Annotated in this window: 14 protein-coding genes and 1 tRNA gene; 12 read left to right on the plus strand and 3 right to left on the minus strand. The window is 71.4% G+C overall.

Translation table 11 applies throughout. From position 1 onward, the window contains the following. Positions 1-24 precede the first annotated feature (24 nt). The gene (locus MQP27_RS01115) at positions 25-861 is read right to left on the minus strand and encodes a helix-turn-helix transcriptional regulator (RefSeq protein ID WP_242759339.1); all 837 of its coding nucleotides are present in this window, start codon (positions 859-861) and stop codon (positions 25-27) included. Positions 862-995: 134 nt separating this feature from the next. Between MQP27_RS01115 and MQP27_RS01120 the strand changes: the two genes are divergently transcribed. The 4 genes from MQP27_RS01120 (at position 996) to MQP27_RS01135 (ending at position 3,125) form a co-directional block, all read left to right on the plus strand. Then, positions 996-2,465, plus strand: coding sequence for an MFS transporter (locus MQP27_RS01120; protein WP_372511119.1), 1,470 nt, complete (start codon positions 996-998; stop codon positions 2,463-2,465). 70 nt (positions 2,466-2,535) lie between these two features. Beyond that, positions 2,536-2,709, plus strand: a complete 174-nt coding sequence (locus MQP27_RS01125) for a hypothetical protein (protein ID WP_242759341.1) — start codon at positions 2,536-2,538, stop codon at positions 2,707-2,709. A gap of 3 nt (positions 2,710-2,712) precedes the next feature. After that, a complete protein-coding gene (locus MQP27_RS01130; RefSeq protein ID WP_003976229.1) occupies positions 2,713-2,946 on the plus strand; it encodes a hypothetical protein in 234 nt (77 codons plus the stop codon). Positions 2,947-3,052: 106 nt separating this feature from the next. After that, a tRNA-Ala gene (locus MQP27_RS01135) sits at positions 3,053-3,125 on the plus strand. Positions 3,126-3,235: 110 nt separating this feature from the next. Here the strand turns inward: MQP27_RS01135 and MQP27_RS01140 are convergent. Together MQP27_RS01140 and MQP27_RS01145 are read right to left on the minus strand one after the other, a co-directional pair. Next, the gene (locus MQP27_RS01140) at positions 3,236-4,852 is read right to left on the minus strand and encodes an NADH-quinone oxidoreductase subunit NuoF family protein (protein WP_242759343.1); all 1,617 of its coding nucleotides are present in this window, start codon (positions 4,850-4,852) and stop codon (positions 3,236-3,238) included. After that, complete coding sequence (locus tag MQP27_RS01145) at positions 4,849-6,072, minus strand: cytochrome b/b6 domain-containing protein (RefSeq protein WP_372511120.1); 1,224 nt, start codon at positions 6,070-6,072, stop codon at positions 4,849-4,851. The genes MQP27_RS01140 and MQP27_RS01145 overlap by 4 nt, the downstream gene beginning before the upstream one ends. A 471-nt stretch (positions 6,073-6,543) precedes the next feature. Here MQP27_RS01145 and leuS point away from each other — a divergent pair, with 471 nt between their 5' ends. The 8 genes from leuS (at position 6,544) to MQP27_RS01190 (ending at position 18,105) form a co-directional block, all read left to right on the plus strand. Next, entirely contained in the window at positions 6,544-9,423 is a 2,880-nt protein-coding gene (gene leuS, locus MQP27_RS01150) for a leucine--tRNA ligase (protein WP_242759355.1), read from the plus strand. A 206-nt stretch (positions 9,424-9,629) separates the two neighbouring features. After that, on the plus strand, positions 9,630-10,361 hold the full coding sequence (locus MQP27_RS01155) for a hypothetical protein (RefSeq protein ID WP_242759357.1): 732 nt from the start codon (positions 9,630-9,632) through the stop codon (positions 10,359-10,361). A 72-nt stretch (positions 10,362-10,433) separates the two neighbouring features. Beyond that, on the plus strand, positions 10,434-11,279 hold the full coding sequence (locus MQP27_RS01160) for a DegV family protein (protein WP_242759363.1): 846 nt from the start codon (positions 10,434-10,436) through the stop codon (positions 11,277-11,279). Positions 11,280-11,588: 309 nt separating this feature from the next. Then, positions 11,589-12,752 carry a ComEA family DNA-binding protein gene (locus tag MQP27_RS01165; protein WP_372511121.1) on the plus strand — a complete coding sequence of 388 codons (1,164 nt, stop codon included), beginning with the start codon at positions 11,589-11,591 and terminating at the stop codon, positions 12,750-12,752. Between the two features lie 395 nt (positions 12,753-13,147). Further along, positions 13,148-15,985: a ComEC/Rec2 family competence protein gene (locus MQP27_RS01175; RefSeq protein ID WP_242759369.1), complete on the plus strand. Its 2,838-nt coding sequence runs from the start codon at positions 13,148-13,150 to the stop codon at positions 15,983-15,985. A gap of 4 nt (positions 15,986-15,989) precedes the next feature. After that, positions 15,990-16,793, plus strand: a complete 804-nt coding sequence (locus tag MQP27_RS01180) for an arylamine N-acetyltransferase family protein (protein ID WP_242759371.1) — start codon at positions 15,990-15,992, stop codon at positions 16,791-16,793. A gap of 124 nt (positions 16,794-16,917) precedes the next feature. Continuing rightward, positions 16,918-17,799 carry a YceI family protein gene (locus MQP27_RS01185; protein ID WP_242759373.1) on the plus strand — a complete coding sequence of 294 codons (882 nt, stop codon included), beginning with the start codon at positions 16,918-16,920 and terminating at the stop codon, positions 17,797-17,799. A 60-nt stretch (positions 17,800-17,859) separates the two neighbouring features. Next, positions 17,860-18,105, plus strand: coding sequence for a hypothetical protein (locus MQP27_RS01190; RefSeq protein WP_242759381.1), 246 nt, complete (start codon positions 17,860-17,862; stop codon positions 18,103-18,105). Positions 18,106-18,135 lie beyond the last annotated feature (30 nt).

Consider the following 18,135-nt stretch of genomic DNA (forward strand, 5'->3'; position numbering starts at 1 on the left):
GTTGAGTTGTCAAAGATCGCTCGATCAGGATCCCGTCTCCCTCAGGAGGCGGGATTTTCTGTGTGCGGCCTCGTCCGCCGGCGTGTAGACCACGATGCGGCACTCCGGCATCCCGTCGATCTGCAGCGACTGCGAGGTCATCCGCAGCTCGCCCACCGCCTCGTGGTGGAACGTCTTCACCCGCGGCCCCGGCGGTATCACCTCACCGCTCGCCCACAGCTCGGCGAAGTAGGGGCTGGCCGCCGAGAGCGCGCGTATGTAGTCCTCCCAGGCCGGCTCGCCGACATGTCTGCCGTACCAGGACCGCAGCGTCGCGACCATCACCGGCAGTTCGCGCTCCCGGTGCACCACCGGGCAGGCCTTCTCGGGGACCGTGAACAGCGTCCACAGCACGTTCGGGACACCGATCCGGAGGGTCGCCGGCACCATGAACAGGTCGCGGTAGGCCGGGTTGGTGGCGAGGATGTCGTACCGCGAGTTGTAGACCACCGCCGGGAGCGGATCGAGGCCGTCGAGGATGCCCTGCACCTCCGGCGCGACGGTCTGCGTCATCCGCTCCGGGACCGGCTCGAAGGGCACCTCCGCGAGCCGGTACAGATGCTCCCGCTCCGGCGCGTCCAGCCGCAGGGTGCGCGCCACCGCGTCCAGGACCTGCGCGGAGGCGTTGATCGGCCGGCCCTGCTCCAGCCATGTGTACCAGGTCACCCCAACGCCCGAGAGCTGGGCGACCTCCTCGCGGCGCAGCCCCGGCGTGCGGCGCCTGAGGCCCGGCGGCATGCCCACGTCCGCCGGCGTCACCCGGGCCCGCCTGCCGCGCAGGAACGCGGCCAGCTCGGGCCGCCTTCGCTGTGTCGTCGTCATCGTCACGTCCCCCACGTCACGTCCCCCGTCGTACGACCATCCTCGATCCCGGACTCCTGCGCTGCCAGGTGCTGTCAGTACCAGCATCGGCGGGCTCTCCGCACCCGTACCGGGGCCTCGTCACGCTCGGGAGCATGACGACGACATCCCGGACGGGACCGGGGCCCGCGCCCCTTCCAACGCCTGAGAAAAGTGAAGCACCCGCCACTGACAACCGGCCCCGGGCGCTGCTCGCGCTCGTCCTCGCCGCCCAGTTCATGGCCCTGCTCGACGTGTTCATCGTGAACGTCGCGGCCCCCACCATCGGCACCGACCTGCACGCCTCCGGCGCCGACCTGCAACTGGTGATCGCCGGCTACGCGATCACGTACTCGGTCCTGCTGATCACCGGCGCCCGCCTCGGCGACCGGCTCGGCCACGGCCGGGTCCACCTCGCCGGTCTCGCCCTGTTCACCGCGGCCTCGCTCGCCTGCGGCCTGGCGCGGGGGTCCGCCGAACTCATCGTGTTCCGGCTGGTGCAGGGCGCGGGCTCGGCCGTGATGATCCCGCAGGTGCTCAGCCTGATCCAGCGGAACTTCACCGGCGAGGCCCGGGCCCGCGCGCTCGGCGCGTACGCCGCGGTCATCGCGGTCGGTGCCGCGGCCGGGCAGGTCGTCGGCGGACTCCTCGTCAGCGCCGACCTGTTCGGCACCGGCTGGCGTCCCGTGTTCCTGGTGAACGTGCCGGTGGGCCTCGTACTGCTGGCCGTCGGCAGCCGGGTGCTGCCCGCCCGCGACGCCGAGGCGGGGGACCGGGGGCGCGGCCTCGACCTGCCCGGCCTGCTGCTGCTCGGCGCGGCCGTGTCGCTGTTCACCGTGCCGCTGGTGCTCGGGCAGGAGCAGGACTGGCCGCTGTGGTCCTGGCTGTCCCTCGCCTCCGCGGCCGTGCTCTTCGCCCTGTTCTGCTGGTACGAATCCCGGCTCGCCCGGCACGGTGGCGCCCCGCTGATCGCACCCCGCGTGCTGCGCCACCCCGGCATGGGCCTCGCGGTCTTCCGCATCCTCGCCGTCATGGCCGTCAACGGCGGCTTCCTGTTCGCGGTCACCCTGCACATCCAGGGCGGCCTCGGCTACAGCGCCCTGCGCGCGGGCCTCAGCTTCGCGCCCACCGCGGTCGTCTTCGGGCTGGTCGGGCTGACCTGGCGCAACTGGCCGGCGTCCTGGCAACGGCTGCTCATCCCGGTCGGGTTCGTGCTGATCGCGCTCTCCGTGACCGGCGTCGGCCTGGCCCTGAAGGGCGGTGCCGAGGGCGGGGTGCCCCTGTACGTGGCCTACGCCGGCGTCGGCGTGGGGATCGCGCTCGGCTTCAGCCCTACCCTGACCCGGGCGCTGGCCACGGTCCGGCCCGAGGACGCGGCGGACGCCAGCGGACTGCTCGCCACGGTCGCTCAGCTCGGACAGCTGACCGGAGTCGCCGCGTTCGGCACACTGTTCCTCAATCGGCTTGAGTCACTTGGGGCCCCGGAGGCGTATACCTCTGCGGAGGCGCTTTTGGCGTGCATGTTCGCGCTGGCCGGGACGGCCGCGGCGGGTGCCGTGTCCGGACTGGTACTGAGGCGTCGCTGACCGTATCGGTCCGGCCGTGGCAGAATCAAACGGCCGGAAGGGGGCGCGGCCCGACGGGAGGGAGCTAGTGATGCCTGCGAGCATCCTCGAGGAGGACGGCCACCTCCTCGAAGCGGCGTCGACACGGGACACGGTCACCCGCCTGAGCTGCCCTTCCTGCGGTTCCCTCCATGTCGCTCAGGTCCTCGGCGACAACGGTGGAATCTCCTACGTGTGCACGGCCTGCGGCCACAGCTGGAGCTGATCGATGGGTGCACACAGGCGAAAGTGCGACTGGTGCGGCAGCGGTACGCCGATCGTCCGCGACATGGAACCGGTCAACCCCGACTACCAGTACTGGTGCGAGGAGTGCGCGCGGGCGCTGATCATAAAAGGCGACCCGATCGAGACGTACCGCGAACTGGAGGGCGAGCCGATCTACGGGCGCCTTCTGGAGGAGCACTGCACCCTCAAGCGGTTCTACTCCTTCGTCACCGCTTGACACCGTCGGCGCTGTCCTGGGCCGACGGAAACGATTTGGTGTTCCACCCGGTGGACCGTGTAATGTTGGCGTCGCCGCCGGGGGAAACCCCGGGGGACCAGAACACGGGGCTATAGCTCAGTTGGTAGAGCGCCTGCATGGCATGCAGGAGGTCAGGAGTTCAATTCTCCTTAGCTCCACAGCAGATCCCGCCGGGTCGAGACAACCCGGCGGGATCTTTCTTTTCCGCAGGGGGAGTTGGGAACGCGGAAGGGCCGCCCGGATCGGGCGGCCCTTCGTGGTGCGGGGGTCAGCGGCCCAGTGCGCGCCGTCCGCGGCCCTGGGAGAGCACCGGCAGGTTCCGGGAGGGCGCGCGGTCGCGCGGGGCCTCCTCCTCGATGCGCAGGGCCAGCGCCGGGCAGCGGCGCACCGCGCGCAGGGCCTTGGCCTCCGCGTAGCGCGGCACCTGGGCCTGGGCGACGGTCGGGAAGCCGTCGGCGCCCAGTTCGAAGACCTCCGGGAGGATGTCGGCGCACAGTCCGTGGCCGCGGCACAGCGTCCAGTCGACGTAGATCTTCTGCCGGCTGGCTCCGGTCTCCTGTGGCGCCTCTCCGCCGCCCGGGATGCCCGTGGGCAGCTTGCCGTCCTCGAAGAGCGGCAGAACGCCCTCCACGGGCCGTCCGCAGCCGTTTCCGAGGACATGGGCGGCGAGGTCGTCGGTGAACGCCTTGATGGTCGACTCCAGGAACATCGCGGAGCCGTCCGGGTGCGAGCACGCGCCGCGCCGCTTCACGTTCTTGGCGACCTGCTTGAGCGCCTCCAGGGCGGCCGGACCGCCGCCGTTGAGGATGTCCTCCATGCCGCGCGCGGCGGCCGGCAGCCCGAGGTAGCAGGGGCCGCACTGGCCCGCGCTCTCCTCGGCCAGCCACTGCGCCACGCGCAGCGACTCGCCCAGCGGGCAGGTCTCCTGAGTGATCGGCAGGATCGCTCCGGCGCCGAGTGCGCCGCCCACGGCGTCCAGGGAGTTGCGGGAGACGATCGCCTCGTTGACCGTCGCCGCGTCGATCCACTTGCCGTGGTAGCCACCGGTCAGCACGCCCTGCGGCACCGGCGGGGCGCCGGCCAGCTGCAGGACGTAACGCAGCGGTACGCCCGTGGGGACCTCGATCACCATGGGGCGGGCGACGGCGCCGGAGACCGTCAGCATGACGGTGCCCGGCTCGTCGTACAGGCCGGTGTTGCCGTAGCGCTCGGGCCCGATGCGGGCGGCGATCGCCAGCTGGGCGAAGGTCTCGGCGTTCGACAGCAGCGTGGGCGCGCCGCCGACGCCGTTCTGCGAAGCGCTGACCTTGCGGCCGGGCGGGATCGCCGGGCCGCCGTCGATCGACCGGATCAGCGACGCGGCCGCTCCGGTCACCATGCGGATGGGGTTGCGCTGCACGCTCGCGCGCAGCGCCGAGCGCCGGCTGTTGCTCAGGCCGCGTTCGGCGAGCGCCGCCTCCATGGAGCGCTGCGTCGACTCCCGGGTGACCCCCACCACGAGCGTGCGGGCACCCAGGGCTTCGGCGACGAGCAGCGCGCCGTCCAGGATGAGATGCGGGGCACGGTTGATCAGCACCGTGTCCTTGCGGCAGGCCGGTTCGTCCTCACTGCCGTTGACGACGACGACCGGCCGTACGCCGCGCTTGATCGCGGCCTCGGCGACCGAGCGCAGCTTCTTGTGGAAGGGGAAGCCCGCGCCGCCGCGGCCCTTCAGGTTGATGTTCTCGGCGAGCTTCGCGAGCTGCTCGCCGCCAAGGGGTTCGAGCGGTCCGTGCACCTTGAGGTGCATGGACAGATCGAGTCGTTCGACAAGGTCGAAGCCCGACGTGAGCTGCGGAAGACCGACCACGCGGACTTCTGGTACGTCGGGCAGGGCCTCGTTCACCTATAGCCTCCGGAAGGCGTGTTCCAAGGTTCGCCCGAACCCGGCGCGTCGAAGGACTCACCGGGCTGTGGTGCATTGGCGGGACCGCTGTTGTACGTGTCGTTGGGGTTGTACGTGCCGTACCCCGTGTTCATCTCACCGGTGTCGTACACATCACTGTTGCGGTAGGCCGCGGTGCCCGAATTGCCATAGGCCGGGATGTTGTATCCGGTGTCCTGCATCGGGTCGTACGCCGACGGGGGCGCCTCGCCGACCGGAGGGGGCGAGGGGACCGGCCAGCTGCCCGTGCCGTCCTGGCGGGGGATCGCCTCCGTGGCCTGCATGTCCAGCGGCAGGTCCATGCGCGCGGTCTGGTCGGCCCCGTACGGCTGCTGCTGGGGCGTCACGGCGCGGTAGGCCGCCGCGAAGCCGCCGGTGGACTCCGGGGACATGGTGCGCGACGAGGCGGTGTCGTAGAACGCCGCGGCGGGTGTGCTCGTCGTCTCCGCACGCGACGGCCTGGGCGCGCGCTCGTAGCCCGGCAGCGCGGAGGCGGTGTCGCCCACGCGCGCGCGGCTGGCCTCGAGTTCCTCGGCACGGATCGAGCCAGGATCGTTGCCCAGGAGTTCGGCGAGCCGGTCGGCGACCCTCCGCTTGAACGGGCGCGGGGCCGCGCGCAGGGCGAGCATCGCGGCGACGGCCACCAGGCAGAGCTCGTACGAGATCATGAAGAACGGCTTCGCCGCGCGGCCCGCGAACAGGCCGTGGATCAGCGCACAGCACCAGGCCGGGTAGGCCAGCGCGTGCATGGCCCGCCAGCGGGCCGCGACCGGCGCGGGGGAGGCGAACTGGTTGCGCAGGGCGCCGGTGACACCCACGAAGATCATGAGCAGGCCGGCCAGGGAGCCGAGGCCGATGAGGCCGCCGCTGCCCGAGACGCCGAGGCTGAAGGGGATCAGCGCGGCGATCAGGACGGTGTGGTCCAGCGCCAGCTTGATGGTGATGTGCACCAGCAGGAAGGCGATCGAGCCGACGGCGGTCACCCGGTGGATGCCCTGCGCGATGATGCGCTGACGCGTGTTGAGGATCAGCCGGTCCTGGGCGACCAGGCCCCAGATCACCGAGCAGGTCAGGCACACGAGCGAGAGCACGCCCGCGCCGAAGTTGAGGAAGTCCTGGAGCCAGCCGCCTCCGAGCAGCACGACAACGGGTATGAGCAGCAGAACGACGGCGGTCGCCACCCCGTAGGCCGACCGGCCTGCCTTGGGTAGCGAACTGTTACTGCGACGAGGGTTCATGGGGGCAACTCCGAGCGGTTCGGGAAAGCGGTCCCGGTGCCGCACTCTAAGCGGCGCCATACCGGTGGGTACGACGTTTGAGTTATTGCGTTGTTATCAAAGGACTGCGTGGCCGTTGTGATGTCCGGGTACTGGGCGTTACGCGAAGTAACTTTTGACCTTGGTTCAGTTTTTGTCGGGTGTGATCCGGTGCCAAGGACCCATACGGAAGCGCGTCGCAGTCCGCTCAAGCGCTGCGGTACCCTAACCGCATGCGTGCCGTACGCCTTCTGCTTAGCGAGCCGCGCTGATCAGTCCCGACCACCGGTCAGACGTGGTCGGCATCGGCGCGGCGTCCCCTCCTGTGCGAGGGGATTTTTCGTTTCCCGAACGACACAGCCGCTGGCAGAGACGATCGATGGAGCTTTGAGGATCATGAGCGAGACGAACCCCGCCGCGGCTGCCGAGGTGGCTGCGCCGCACCGCTACACGGCCGCCATGGCGGCCGAGATCGAGGCACGCTGGCAGGACTTCTGGGACGCCGAGGGCACGTACGCGGCGCCCAACCCCAAGGGCGACCTGGCCGGCGACCCGGAGGTCGTCGCCCGCCCCAAGAAGTTCATCATGGACATGTTCCCGTACCCCTCCGGTGCGGGTCTGCACGTCGGCCACCCGCTGGGCTACATCGCCACCGACGTCTTCGCCCGCTTCCAGCGCATGACCGGGCACAACGTCCTGCACACCCTGGGCTTCGACGCCTTCGGCCTGCCCGCCGAGCAGTACGCCGTGCAGACCGGCACGCACCCGCGCGTGTCCACCGAGGCCAACATCGAGAACATGAAGGCCCAGCTGCGCAGGCTGGGCCTGGGCCACGACAAGCGCCGGTCGTTCGCCACGATCGACCCGGACTACTACAAGTGGACCCAGTGGATCTTCCTGCAGATCTTCAACTCCTGGTACGACGACGAGGCCGGCAAGGCTCGCCCGATCGCCGAGCTGATCGCCCAGTTCGAGACCGGTGAGCGCGTCGTACCCGGGCACACGCGCGCGTGGAGCGAGCTGAGCGCCGCCGAGCGCGCCGACGTCCTGGGCGAGTTCCGGCTGGCCTACGCCTCCGACGCGCCGGTCAACTGGTGCCCGGGGCTGGGCACCGTGCTGGCCAACGAGGAGGTCACCGCCGACGGCCGCTCCGAGCGCGGCAACTACCCGGTCTTCAAGGCCAAGCTGCGCCAGTGGAACATGCGGATCACCGCGTACGCCGACCGGCTGCTGGACGACCTGAACGAGCTGGACTGGCCCGAGGCCATCAAGCTGCAGCAGCGCAACTGGATCGGCCGCTCCGAGGGCGCCCGCGTCGACTTCCCGATCGACGGCGAGAAGATCACCGTCTTCACCACCCGCCCGGACACCCTGTTCGGCGCGACCTACATGGTGCTGGCCCCCGAGCACCCCCTGGTCGAGAAGTTCACCCCCGCCGCCTGGCCCGAGGGCACGCACGACGCCTGGACCGGCGGTCACGCGACCCCGGCCGAGGCCGTCGCCGCCTACCGCGCGCAGGCCGCCTCGAAGTCCGACGTGGAGCGGCAGGCCGAGGCCAAGGACAAGACCGGCGTCTTCATCGGCTCGTACGCCACCAACCCGGTCAACGGCGAGCGGATCCCCGTCTTCATCGCCGACTACGTCCTGATGGGCTACGGCACCGGCGCGATCATGGCCGTACCGGCCGGTGACCAGCGCGACTTCGAGTTCGCGCGCGCCTTCGAGCTGCCGATCGTCTGCATCGTCGAGCCGACCGACGGACGGGGCACCGACACCTCGACGTGGGAGGACGCCTTCTCGTCGTACGACGCGAAGATCATCAACTCCTCGAACGACGAGATCTCCCTGGACGGCCTGGGCGTCGCCGACGCCAAGGCGCGCATCACCGAGTGGCTGGCGCGCAAGGGCATCGGCGAGGGCACGGTCAACTTCCGGCTGCGCGACTGGCTGTTCAGCCGCCAGCGCTACTGGGGCGAGCCCTTCCCGATCGTCTACGACGAGGACGGCATCGCCCACGCGCTGCCCGAGTCGATGCTGCCGCTGGAGCTGCCCGAGGTCGAGGACTACTCGCCGCGCACCTTCGACCCGGACGACGCGGACACCTCTCCGGAGACCCCGCTGTCCCGCAACGAGGACTGGGTCAACGTGACCCTGGACCTGGGCGACGGCCGCGGTCCGCAGCGCTACCGCCGCGAGACCAACACCATGCCCAACTGGGCCGGTTCCTGCTGGTACGAGCTGCGCTACCTGGACCCGCACAACAGCGAGCAGCTGGTCGACCCCGAGATCGAGCAGTACTGGATGGGCCCGCGCGAGGGCCAGCCGCACGGCGGCGTCGACCTGTACGTCGGCGGCGCCGAGCACGCGGTGCTGCACCTGCTGTACGCGCGCTTCTGGTCGAAGGTCCTGTTCGACCTGGGCCACGTGTCGTCGGCCGAACCGTTCCACAAGCTGTTCAACCAGGGCATGATCCAGGCCTACGTCTACCGCGACAGCCGTGGCATCGCGGTGCCGGCCGCCGAGGTGGAGGAGCGCGACGGCGCCTACTACTACCAGGGCGAGAAGGTCTCCCGACTGCTGGGCAAGATGGGCAAGTCCCTGAAGAACGCGGTCACTCCGGACGAGATCTGCGCCGAGTACGGGGCCGACACACTGCGCCTGTACGAGATGGCGATGGGTCCCCTGGACGTGTCGCGGCCGTGGGACACGCGCGCGGTGGTGGGCCAGTTCCGGCTGCTGCAGCGGCTGTGGCGCAACATCGTCGACGAGGCGACCGGTGCCGTGACGGTGGTGGACGACGCGCCCGACGAGGACACGCTGCGTGCCCTGCACAAGGCGATCGACGGTGTGCGCGGCGACCTGGAGGGCATGCGGTTCAACACCGCCATCGCCAAGGTCACCGAGCTGAACAACCACCTGACCAAGTCGGGCGGCGCCGTGCCGCGGTCGGTGGCCGAGCCCCTGGTGCTGCTGATCGCGCCGCTGGCCCCGCACATCGCCGAGGAACTGTGGCGCAAGCTGGGCCACACCGACTCGGTGGTCCACCAGGACATCCCGGTGGCCGACCCGGCCTACGTCGTCGACGAGTCCGTGACCTGTGTCGTGCAGATCAAGGGCAAGGTCAAGGCACGGCTGGAGGTCTCGCCGTCCATCTCCGAGGAGGAACTGGAGAAGGTCGCGCTGGCGGACGAGAAGGTCGTCGCGGCGCTGGACGGGGCGGGGATCCGGAAGGTGATCGTGCGGGCGCCGAAGCTGGTGAACATCGTTCCGGCGTGAGTGTGAGTGTGCGCTTGGGGCTGGGGCTGGGGCTGGGGCTGGGGCTTGGGCGTCGGTCTGGCGTCGGCCTCGGTGGTCCGGGGTGAGCGTCTCGGGGTAGTCCCCTACGGGCAGGTTCGGGGTTCTTCTGGAACTCCGGGCCTGCCCGCTGCGTTTACCGTTGAAGAGCGGCGCGGCAGGTGTCGCGCCCGGTCGGAGGAGGAGCGGTGGAAGCAGTGATCGCGGTGTTCGCCCTTCTCTTCGTGCTCTTCCTGGTGCTCGGCGCCTACGCCACGGTGAAGGTGATCGGCGCCGCCAAGCGCGGCGTGGACCGCACCATCGACCAGGCCCGACGCACGGTCGAGGACCACACGCTCCGGGCCAAGACGTACGTCCCGGGCCCGGTGAGCGAGGTTGCCCAGCTGCGTCTGAAGCTCCGCACCTCCATGCGCGCCACACAGGACGCGCTGCACGCGGGCGTGCGGGAGGACGAGTCGCTCAAGGAATCCCTGGCACTCTTCCGGCGACTCAGCGCGCACGGACACGAACTGGACGCCGAGCTCAAGCGACTGGAGTCCGACCCCGACCGCGCCACGCTCGCCGAGCGGCTGCCCGATCTGCGCGCACGCACCGAGCGCGTCACACAGTCGGCGGACTCCCTGCGCTGGGCGGCCCGCGACCGGGCCCGCCGCTTCGCCGACGACGATCTGGACACGCTCAGCGCGCAGATCGGCGTGGAGGCCGACGCCCTGCGGCACTGGACGAAGGCCCAGCCCACGGAGGCCCCGCCGCCCTGGCCCGAGGCGCCGGTTCCGGACAACGGGACGGCGCAGCAGACCTGGCCGGAGACACCCCGCTCGCGTGCGGCCGAGGAACCGCCGCGGTCCGCCATCAACCCGCCGGGGCAGCGCCCGACCTACCCATGGCAGAAGAAACCCCGTCCCGAGAGCACTACTTGATCCGGTCAAGGGCAGACCAGGTGAGAGGGGCCGGGCTGCCGTCCGGGCGCTACGGCAGGTAACCTCCAGCTCATGTCCCGCCATGTCGCGATCGTCACCGATTCAACGGCCTACCTGCCGCCGCGGACGATGGAGCGCCACGGCATCACAGCGGTGCCCCTGACGGTGGTCCTCGGCAACCAGGCGCTGGACGAGGGCACCGAGATCTCCACCCGGTCGCTGGCCCAGGCGCTCCAGAAGCGGCGCCCGGTCACCACGTCGCGGCCCAGCCCGCAGCTCTTCGCCGAGACGTATCGCAAGGTCGCCGAGTCCGGGGCCACCGGCATCGTCTCCCTCCATCTCTCCGCGGACCTGTCGGGCACGTACGACGCGGCGGTCCTCGCGGCGCGGGAGGCGCCGGTGCCGGTGCGGGTGGTGGACACCGGGACGGTCGCCATGGCGCTCGGCTTCTGCGCGCTGGCCGCGGCGGAGGCGGCGGAGGCGGGCGGCACAGTGGATGAGGCGGTCACCGCGGCGGAGAAACGAGCGTCCGGGACCTCGGCCTACTTCTACGTCGACACCCTCGACTATCTGCGGCGCGGCGGGCGGATCGGCGCGGCGCAGGCGCTGCTGGGTTCCGCGCTCGCCGTGAAACCGTTGCTGAAGTTGGACGGCGGCCGGATCGAACTCCTGGAGAAGGTCCGCACGGCGTCGAGGGCCATCGCCCGCCTGGAGGAGATCGCGGCCGACCGCGCCGGCAGCGCGCCGGTGGACATCGCCGTGCACCACCTCTCCGCACCGGACCGGGCGTCGGCGCTTGCGGACCGGTTGCGGGCGCGGGTGCCGGGGGTGGCGGACCTGCATGTGAGCGAGGTCGGGGCGGTGATCGGGGCGCATACCGGGCCCGGGTTGTTGGGGGTTGTGGTTTCGCCGAGGTGACGGTCCGTCGGTGGCTCGCGCCGGCGCTGTGGCTGTGAGGGGAACTTGTGATCACCCGTGAGGGTGGTGGAGTTATCCACAACTGGGGAGTAATCCCCGGGAATTGAGCAAGATCATCGCGGGGGCGTCGAGCCGGCCGATCCTCGGCGCATGGCTCTTCGATCACGTTCACGCACAGCGACCGCTACGAGTGGCCCGGGGCGGGGTCCTGCCTCCGACGGCCGGACACGTCACCGCCGCACACCGTCTCGAAGCCGCGCCCGCGATCGGCGCGCGTCGGCGGAGGAACTCCGGCGGCGGGCGGAGGCGTTGTTCCCGGAACGGGTGGGGGAGGGGCGGGGGGCTCGGGCGGGGGCGCCGGGGTCGGTTGTGGAGGAGCGGGACGAGGCTGATGTCCATGTCCGTGTCCGGCCGGCTGACGGCCCCGATGCTCAGCGGCCTCAAGGGTTGGATGTTCCTCGACCTCAAGGGTTGGATGCTCCTCGGCCGCACGGCCCGACTGTTTCGCCGCCCGTCGAACCCGATGCTGATCCGCCCCTCCGGCCCCGTGTGCTTCCGTCCGGTGATCCCGCTGGTCTTCCGTCCGTTGGTCCCGCTGTTCTTTCGCCTGACGGTTTCGGTGTCCTTCCGCCTGCTGGTTCCGGTGTCCTGCCGCCCGGCCGACCAGATGACTTTCCGGCCCACGGCGGCGGCGAGGTTCCTCCAGTAAGCGGTGTGTCCGGGGACGCCTGGCGTGTGCGGGTGGGACTGGCCGTGCGGGAGCGGATGCCGCTGTGGTTGCAGGCGCGGTGTGGGCTGGAGCGGCGGAGTGTGATGGCGCTTGGGGTGTTGCTTGTCGTGGCCGCCGTGTTCGCCGTGCAGCACTTCTGGGCTGGGCGGACGCAGTCCGTGCGCGCGCCGGAGGTGGTGCGGGCGGCGGCTCCGTTCGGGGAGCGGGAGAAGGGCGGGGAGTCCAAGGCGGATGCGTCTGCGGGCGGGGCTGTAGGTGGGGCGGCCGGTGTGCCGGAGGCCGGGAGTACTGCCGGCGCCGAGATCGTCGTCGACGTCAGCGGCAAGGTTCGGGAGCCGGGGATCCATCGGCTGCCGGCCGGGTCGCGGGTCGAGGACGCGTTGCGGGCGGCCGGTGGGGTGCGGCCCGGTACGAATCTGGAGAACCTCAACCGGGCGCGGTTCCTGGTGGACGGGGAACAGGTGGTAGTCGGCGGTCCCGCGCCCGCGCCTGCGCCGGCCGGTGCGGGCGCTGGAGCCGCAGGGGGCTCGGCGGGTGGGGCGGCCCCTGCGGCACCTGTCGCTCTCAACACGGCCACGGTGGAACAACTCGACACGCTGCCCGGCGTCGGTCCGGTGCTGGCGCAGCACATCATCGACTACCGCACCCAGCACGGCGGTTTCCGCTCGGTGGACGAGTTGCGCGAGGTCAACGGCATCGGCGACCGCCGTTTCGCCGACCTGCGGAATCTGGTACGGCCATGAGCGGCACGTCTGATCCTTCGGCGGGCGGGGCTCCTGGTCTTTCGGCGGGCGGTACCGCTGATCTCGTGGCGGGCGGTGATGCGGGCCTGGCCGCGGGTGGTGCTCCCGGCCCCTCGGCGGGTGGTGTTGCTGATCTCGTGGGCGGTGGCGGTGCGGGCCTGGCGGCGGGTGGTGCTCCTGGTCTCTCGGTGGGTGGTGTTGCTGATCTCGTGGCGGGTGGCGATGCGGGCCTGGCGGCGGGTGGTGCTCCTGGACCCTCGGCACGCGTCATCCCTGACGTCGCGGCGGGTGGCGACGCACACCTCGCAGCAGGCGGCACCCCCATCCCCTCGGCAGGCGGCACCCCCGTCCCTCCGGCAAGGGACAACCCCGGCCCCGCACCCCGACGGGCGGCCGTGCACGCCGCCGCCCAGGGACGGCTTGGCGCGGCCAATCCCCGGCAGGAGGGGCCGACGGACCTGCGGCTCGTGCCGCCGGCGCTGGCCGCTTGGGGGACGGCGGCGTTGATGCTGGATGCGACGCCTGGGTGGGTGACTGGCGTTGTCGTGGTGTGTCTTGCAGTGGCCGGGGCGCTGCTGCTCGCCGGGAGACGAGGGGGAAGCCGCGGACGGACGGGAAAGCCCTCGCATCGACCGGCGCTTGCCACTTGGGCCCGAGCCGACTCGCCTCATGCCACTCAGCCCGGAGTCCACTCACCCCCTACCACCCAGCTCCGAGCCGACTCGCCCCATGCCAGCCGATCTCGTGCAGCCTCGTCCCGTGCCCCCCGGCTCCCCGTCGCCTCGCCCGGTGCCGCTTCACCCCGCGCCACCCGACCCCGCGACCCCTCCCCCCGTCCCACCTGGCCGCACATCTCCGTCGCCGGCGTCCTGCTCTGTGTCGCCGCGGCTGCCGTCTCCGCGGGGTTGCACGGGGCCGACGTACGGCGTGGCCCCGTGCCGGAGTTGGCGCGGCGGTATGCCACCGTGACCGCCGAGGTCGAGGTGTCTTCCGATCCACGGCTCACCAAGCCCCGGGTCAGAGGGGACCATGCCGCTCCGGCGGCCGTGCTGGTCGAGGGGGAGGTGCGGCGGGTCGAGGAGGCGGACGGGACGGTGGTGAGGACGCGGGCCCCGGTGCTGATGCTCGTGGACGTCGGCAAGCCGGTCTCCGTCAAGGGCGAGCGACCCTCTACCGGCGCCGAGAACCCCTCCGTAGCCGAGGGCGGGCGCCCCTTCACCGACACCGAGATGCCTGCCTCCGTCAAGGGCGAGCGTCCCCTCGCCGATGCCGAGGGCCCCTCCGCCGACGGCCCACCCCCTTCTCCCTGGCTCGGCCTCCTGCCCTCCACGCGGGTGCGGGTCGTCGCTCGGGTTGTGCCCGCTGCCGTGGGGGGTGATCGGATCGCCGGGGTGTTGCGGGTGCGGGGGCAGGGGGTGCCGGAGGTTGTGGGTGGGCCGTCGGGGGCGCAGCGGTTCGCCGGGCGGTTGCGGGCGGCGTTGCGGGAGGCGACCGACGGGTTGCCGGGGGACGCGCGGGCGTTGCTGCCTGGGCTTGTCGTCGGGGACACCTCGCGGATCACCCCGGAGCTGGACGAGGCCTTCAAGGAGACCGACCTCGCACACACGCTCGCCGTGTCCGGCAGCAACCTCACCATCATCCTCGCCCTGCTCATCGGACCACCGGGCATGGCGCAATTGGTCGAGCGCCGAGGGCTCGCGCCCCGGCTCGGCATCTCGTTGCGCACGACCGCGCTGCTCGGCGGCGTCCTCACCCTCGGCTTCGTCGTCGTGTGCCGGCCGGACCCGAGCGTGCTGCGGGCCGCGGCCTGCGGTGCCGTCGTGCTGTTGGCCCTGGCGACCGGACGCCGCAGGTCGCTGATCCCGGCGCTGGCGACGGCCGTACTGCTGCTGGTGCTGTACGACCCGTGGCTGGCCCGGAGTTACGGCTTCGTGCTGTCCGTGCTGGCCACCGGCGCCCTGCTCACGCTGGCGCCGCGCTGGAGCGAGGCGTTGCGGCGGCGTCGGGTTCCGCCGCGGCTGGCCGAGGGGCTGGCGGCCGCCGCCGCGGCGCAGGCCCTGTGCGCGCCGGTCGTCGCCGTGCTGTCGGCGCGGGTGAGCCTGGTGGCGGTGCCCTGCAATCTGCTCGCGGAGATCGCGGTCGCGCCGGCCACCGTGCTGGGATTCGCCGCGCTGGCGACGGCGCCCCTGCTGATGCCGGTCGCCAAGGGACTTGCCTGGTGCGCGAGTTGGCCGGCGGGCTGGATCGCGGGCATCGCCCGGACGGGGGCCGCGCTGCCGGGAGGGGGAGTGGACTGGCCGGGGAGCTGGGCCGGGGCGTTGCTGCTCGCTGTCGTCACGGTGGCTGTCGTGTTCGCGGGGCGGCGGTTGCTGAGACATCCGTGGGTGTGCGGGGCGTGCGGAGTGCTGCTGGTGCTCGTCGTCGTGCAGCCGGCGCCTCTGGTCAGGGTGGTCACGGGATGGCCGCCTCCTGGTTGGCGGTTCGCGATGTGCGATGTCGGGCAGGGTGACGCGACGGTGCTCGCGGCGGGGGACGGCAGTGGTGTGGTCGTGGACGCCGGGCCCGATCCGACGCTCGTCGACCACTGTCTGCGCACGCTCGGCATCACCCGGATTCCGCTCGTCGTGCTCACCCACTTTCACGCCGATCATGTGGCGGGGCTACCCGGGGTGTTGCGGGGCCGTTCGGTGGGGGCGATCGAGACGACGGGGCTCGAAGAGCCGGAGGACCAGGTCGAGTTCGTACGGAGGGAGGCGGCGGCTCGGCACATTCCGGTCACCCGTGCCGTCGCCGGGGAGCAGCGGCGGACCGGATCGCTGGCCTGGCAGGTGCTGTGGCCGCCGTCGCGTCCGGTACTGGAGCCGGACGGGCCGAACGACGCCAGTGTGGCGATGCTGGTCCGTTCCGGCGGGCTGCGGCTCCTGCTGCTGGGGGACCTCGAACCCCCGGCCCAGCAAGAGCTGTTGAGGTCGCCCCAGAGTGCGTTGCTGGGCGGGGTGGATGTGCTCAAGGTCGCCCATCACGGGTCCGCGTACCAGGATCCGGAGCTGATACGGAGGGTGGCGCCGCGGCTCGCGCTGATCAGTTGCGGGGAGGACAACCCGTACGGGCACCCGGCTCCCAGTACGGTCGCGGCGCTGCGGGCCGTTGGCGCGGTGGTGCTGCGGACGGATCTGGACGGGGCGCTGGCCGTCACGGGGGCAGGCGCAGAGCTGGAGGTGGCGCGAGACTGAGGGCATGGACACCACACAGGTCGACGCCTACCTCCGCCGTCTGGGGATCGAGCCCGGGGACCGGCCCACCACCCCCACCGCCGACGTACTGCGAGAGCTGCACCTGCGCCATCTGCACGCCGTGCCGTTCGAGAACCTGTCCGTCCACCTCGGTGAGGAGATCGTGCTGGAGGAGAAGCGGCTGCTGGACAAGGTGGTCGGGGCACGGCGGGGCGGGTTCTGCTACGAACTCAACGGCGCGTTCGGGATGTTGCTCGGCGCGCTCGGGTTCGAGGTGACTCCGCTCGCGGCGCGGGTGCACGGCGACGGGGGACGGCTCGGGATCCCGTACGACCATCTGGCGCTGCTGGTGCGGACGGTGGACGGGGGCGAGTGGCTGGCCGACGTCGGGTTCGGGGCGAACAGCCACTACCCGCTGGGGTTCGGGGAGCGGGGCGAGCAGGAGGATCCCGTGGGGAGGTTCCGGATCGTCGAGGCGGGGCCGGACCTGGACGTGCTCCTGGACGGCCGGCCGCAGTACCGGCTGGAGCTGCGGCCGCGGGTGCTCCCCGACTTCGTGGCCGGGGCCTGGTGGCACAGCACCTCGCCCGCCTCGCACTTCACGCAGTCCCTGGTGTGCTCCAGGGTCACGGAGGACGGAGGGAGGATCACGCTCAGCGGGCGGACGTTCAAGGAGACGGCCGCGGACGGGGCGCGTACGGAGCGGGAGTTGGGAACGGACGAGGAGGTGCTGGCGGTCTACCGGGAAAGGTTCGGGGTCGAGCTCGACTGTGTGCCGACTGTGCGAAATCCTGCCAGGGGTGACTGATCGGGATCAGCAGGGACCAGTCGTAGCTACTCGTGCGTAGCCCGGCCGTGTTGCCTCGAAAGCCTCAACAGTGATCGAATGTCTCTTCGGTAACAGGTGATTCGAGGCGCACAGGGGTGACCGGATGTTCGGCCGCTGGCTGGGAAACCGAACGAACAGGGTGCAACGGACGAGTCCCCTGGCGGCGGTGCAGACCCCGCCGAGTGCCGGGGTGCTGAGCTGCCGGGTGCTGGACCCGGTCAACGAGCCGGTGACGCACGCGGAGTTCGCCGTCAGCGACGCCATGGGGCGCAAGGTGGTCGGCGGGGAGACGGATCCCTTCGGATCGTTCGTGACGACGGTGCCGGCGGGCGAGTACCGGCTCGCGGTGTCCGCCGAGGGGTACACGCCGTACCGGGCCAGTGCGACCGTCGGGGAGAACTCGCTCGCCTCGCTGGGGGACGTGACGCTTCAGGTGGCGCGGCCGCCGGAGTTGCCGGCGGTGGGGGACTGGGAGATCGAGGCGACGCACTCCTCGATCGCCTTCACCGCGCGGCACATCGGGCTGGCGCGGATCCACGGGCGGTTCAACTCGTTCGCCGGGGCCGTGCGGATCGCGGAGCCGGTGGAGCGGTCGGCGATGCATGTGGTGATCGACGCGGCGTCCATCGACACGAACGTCAGGATGCGGGACGACCATCTGCGGTCCGCCGACTTCCTGGACGTGGCGCGGTTTCCGACGCTGGAGTTCTACAGCGAGCGGTTCGTGCACAAGGGCGGGAACCGGTGGGCGGTCACCGGGGCGCTGTCGCTGCACGGGGTGACGCGGACGGTCACGCTCGACACGGAGTACCTCGGGCTCGGCAACGGCATGGAGGGCGAGGTGCGGGCGGCCTGCCGGGCCACGACGGAGCTGCACCGGGACGACTTCACCGTGAGCTGGCAGACGATGCTGGCGCGGGGGATAGCCGTGGTGGGGCCGAGCATTCGGGTCGACCTCGACGTGCAGATCGTGCGCAAGGGGTGACCGGCGAAGCCCTCCCGTGGCCTGCGGGAGGGCACCCGATCGTGCCGGACAATGGCTGCCGTGAGCGATGTGAGACATGTGCTGGTGCTGCCCGACCGTGACGCCGCGGAGGAGGCGGCCGAGGCGGTCAGGGAGCGGTTCGGGCTGGCGGAGGAGCCGCAGCTCGTGCGGGACGCGCTGGCCGGGGAGGACGACGCCGAGGACGCGCAGTGGCTGGTCGTGCTGCGCGACGAGGACGAGCGGCTGGACCCGGCGGCGTTGGACGAGTTCGCCGGCGAGTGGGACGGCTGGCGGGAGGAGCCGTAGGGGCGGCGGCCGGAGCCCGTTGTCAGTGGC

This window comes from Streptomyces cylindrosporus (genome assembly GCF_022698165.1).
GTDB classification, from domain to species: domain Bacteria; phylum Actinomycetota; class Actinomycetes; order Streptomycetales; family Streptomycetaceae; genus Streptomyces; species Streptomyces cylindrosporus.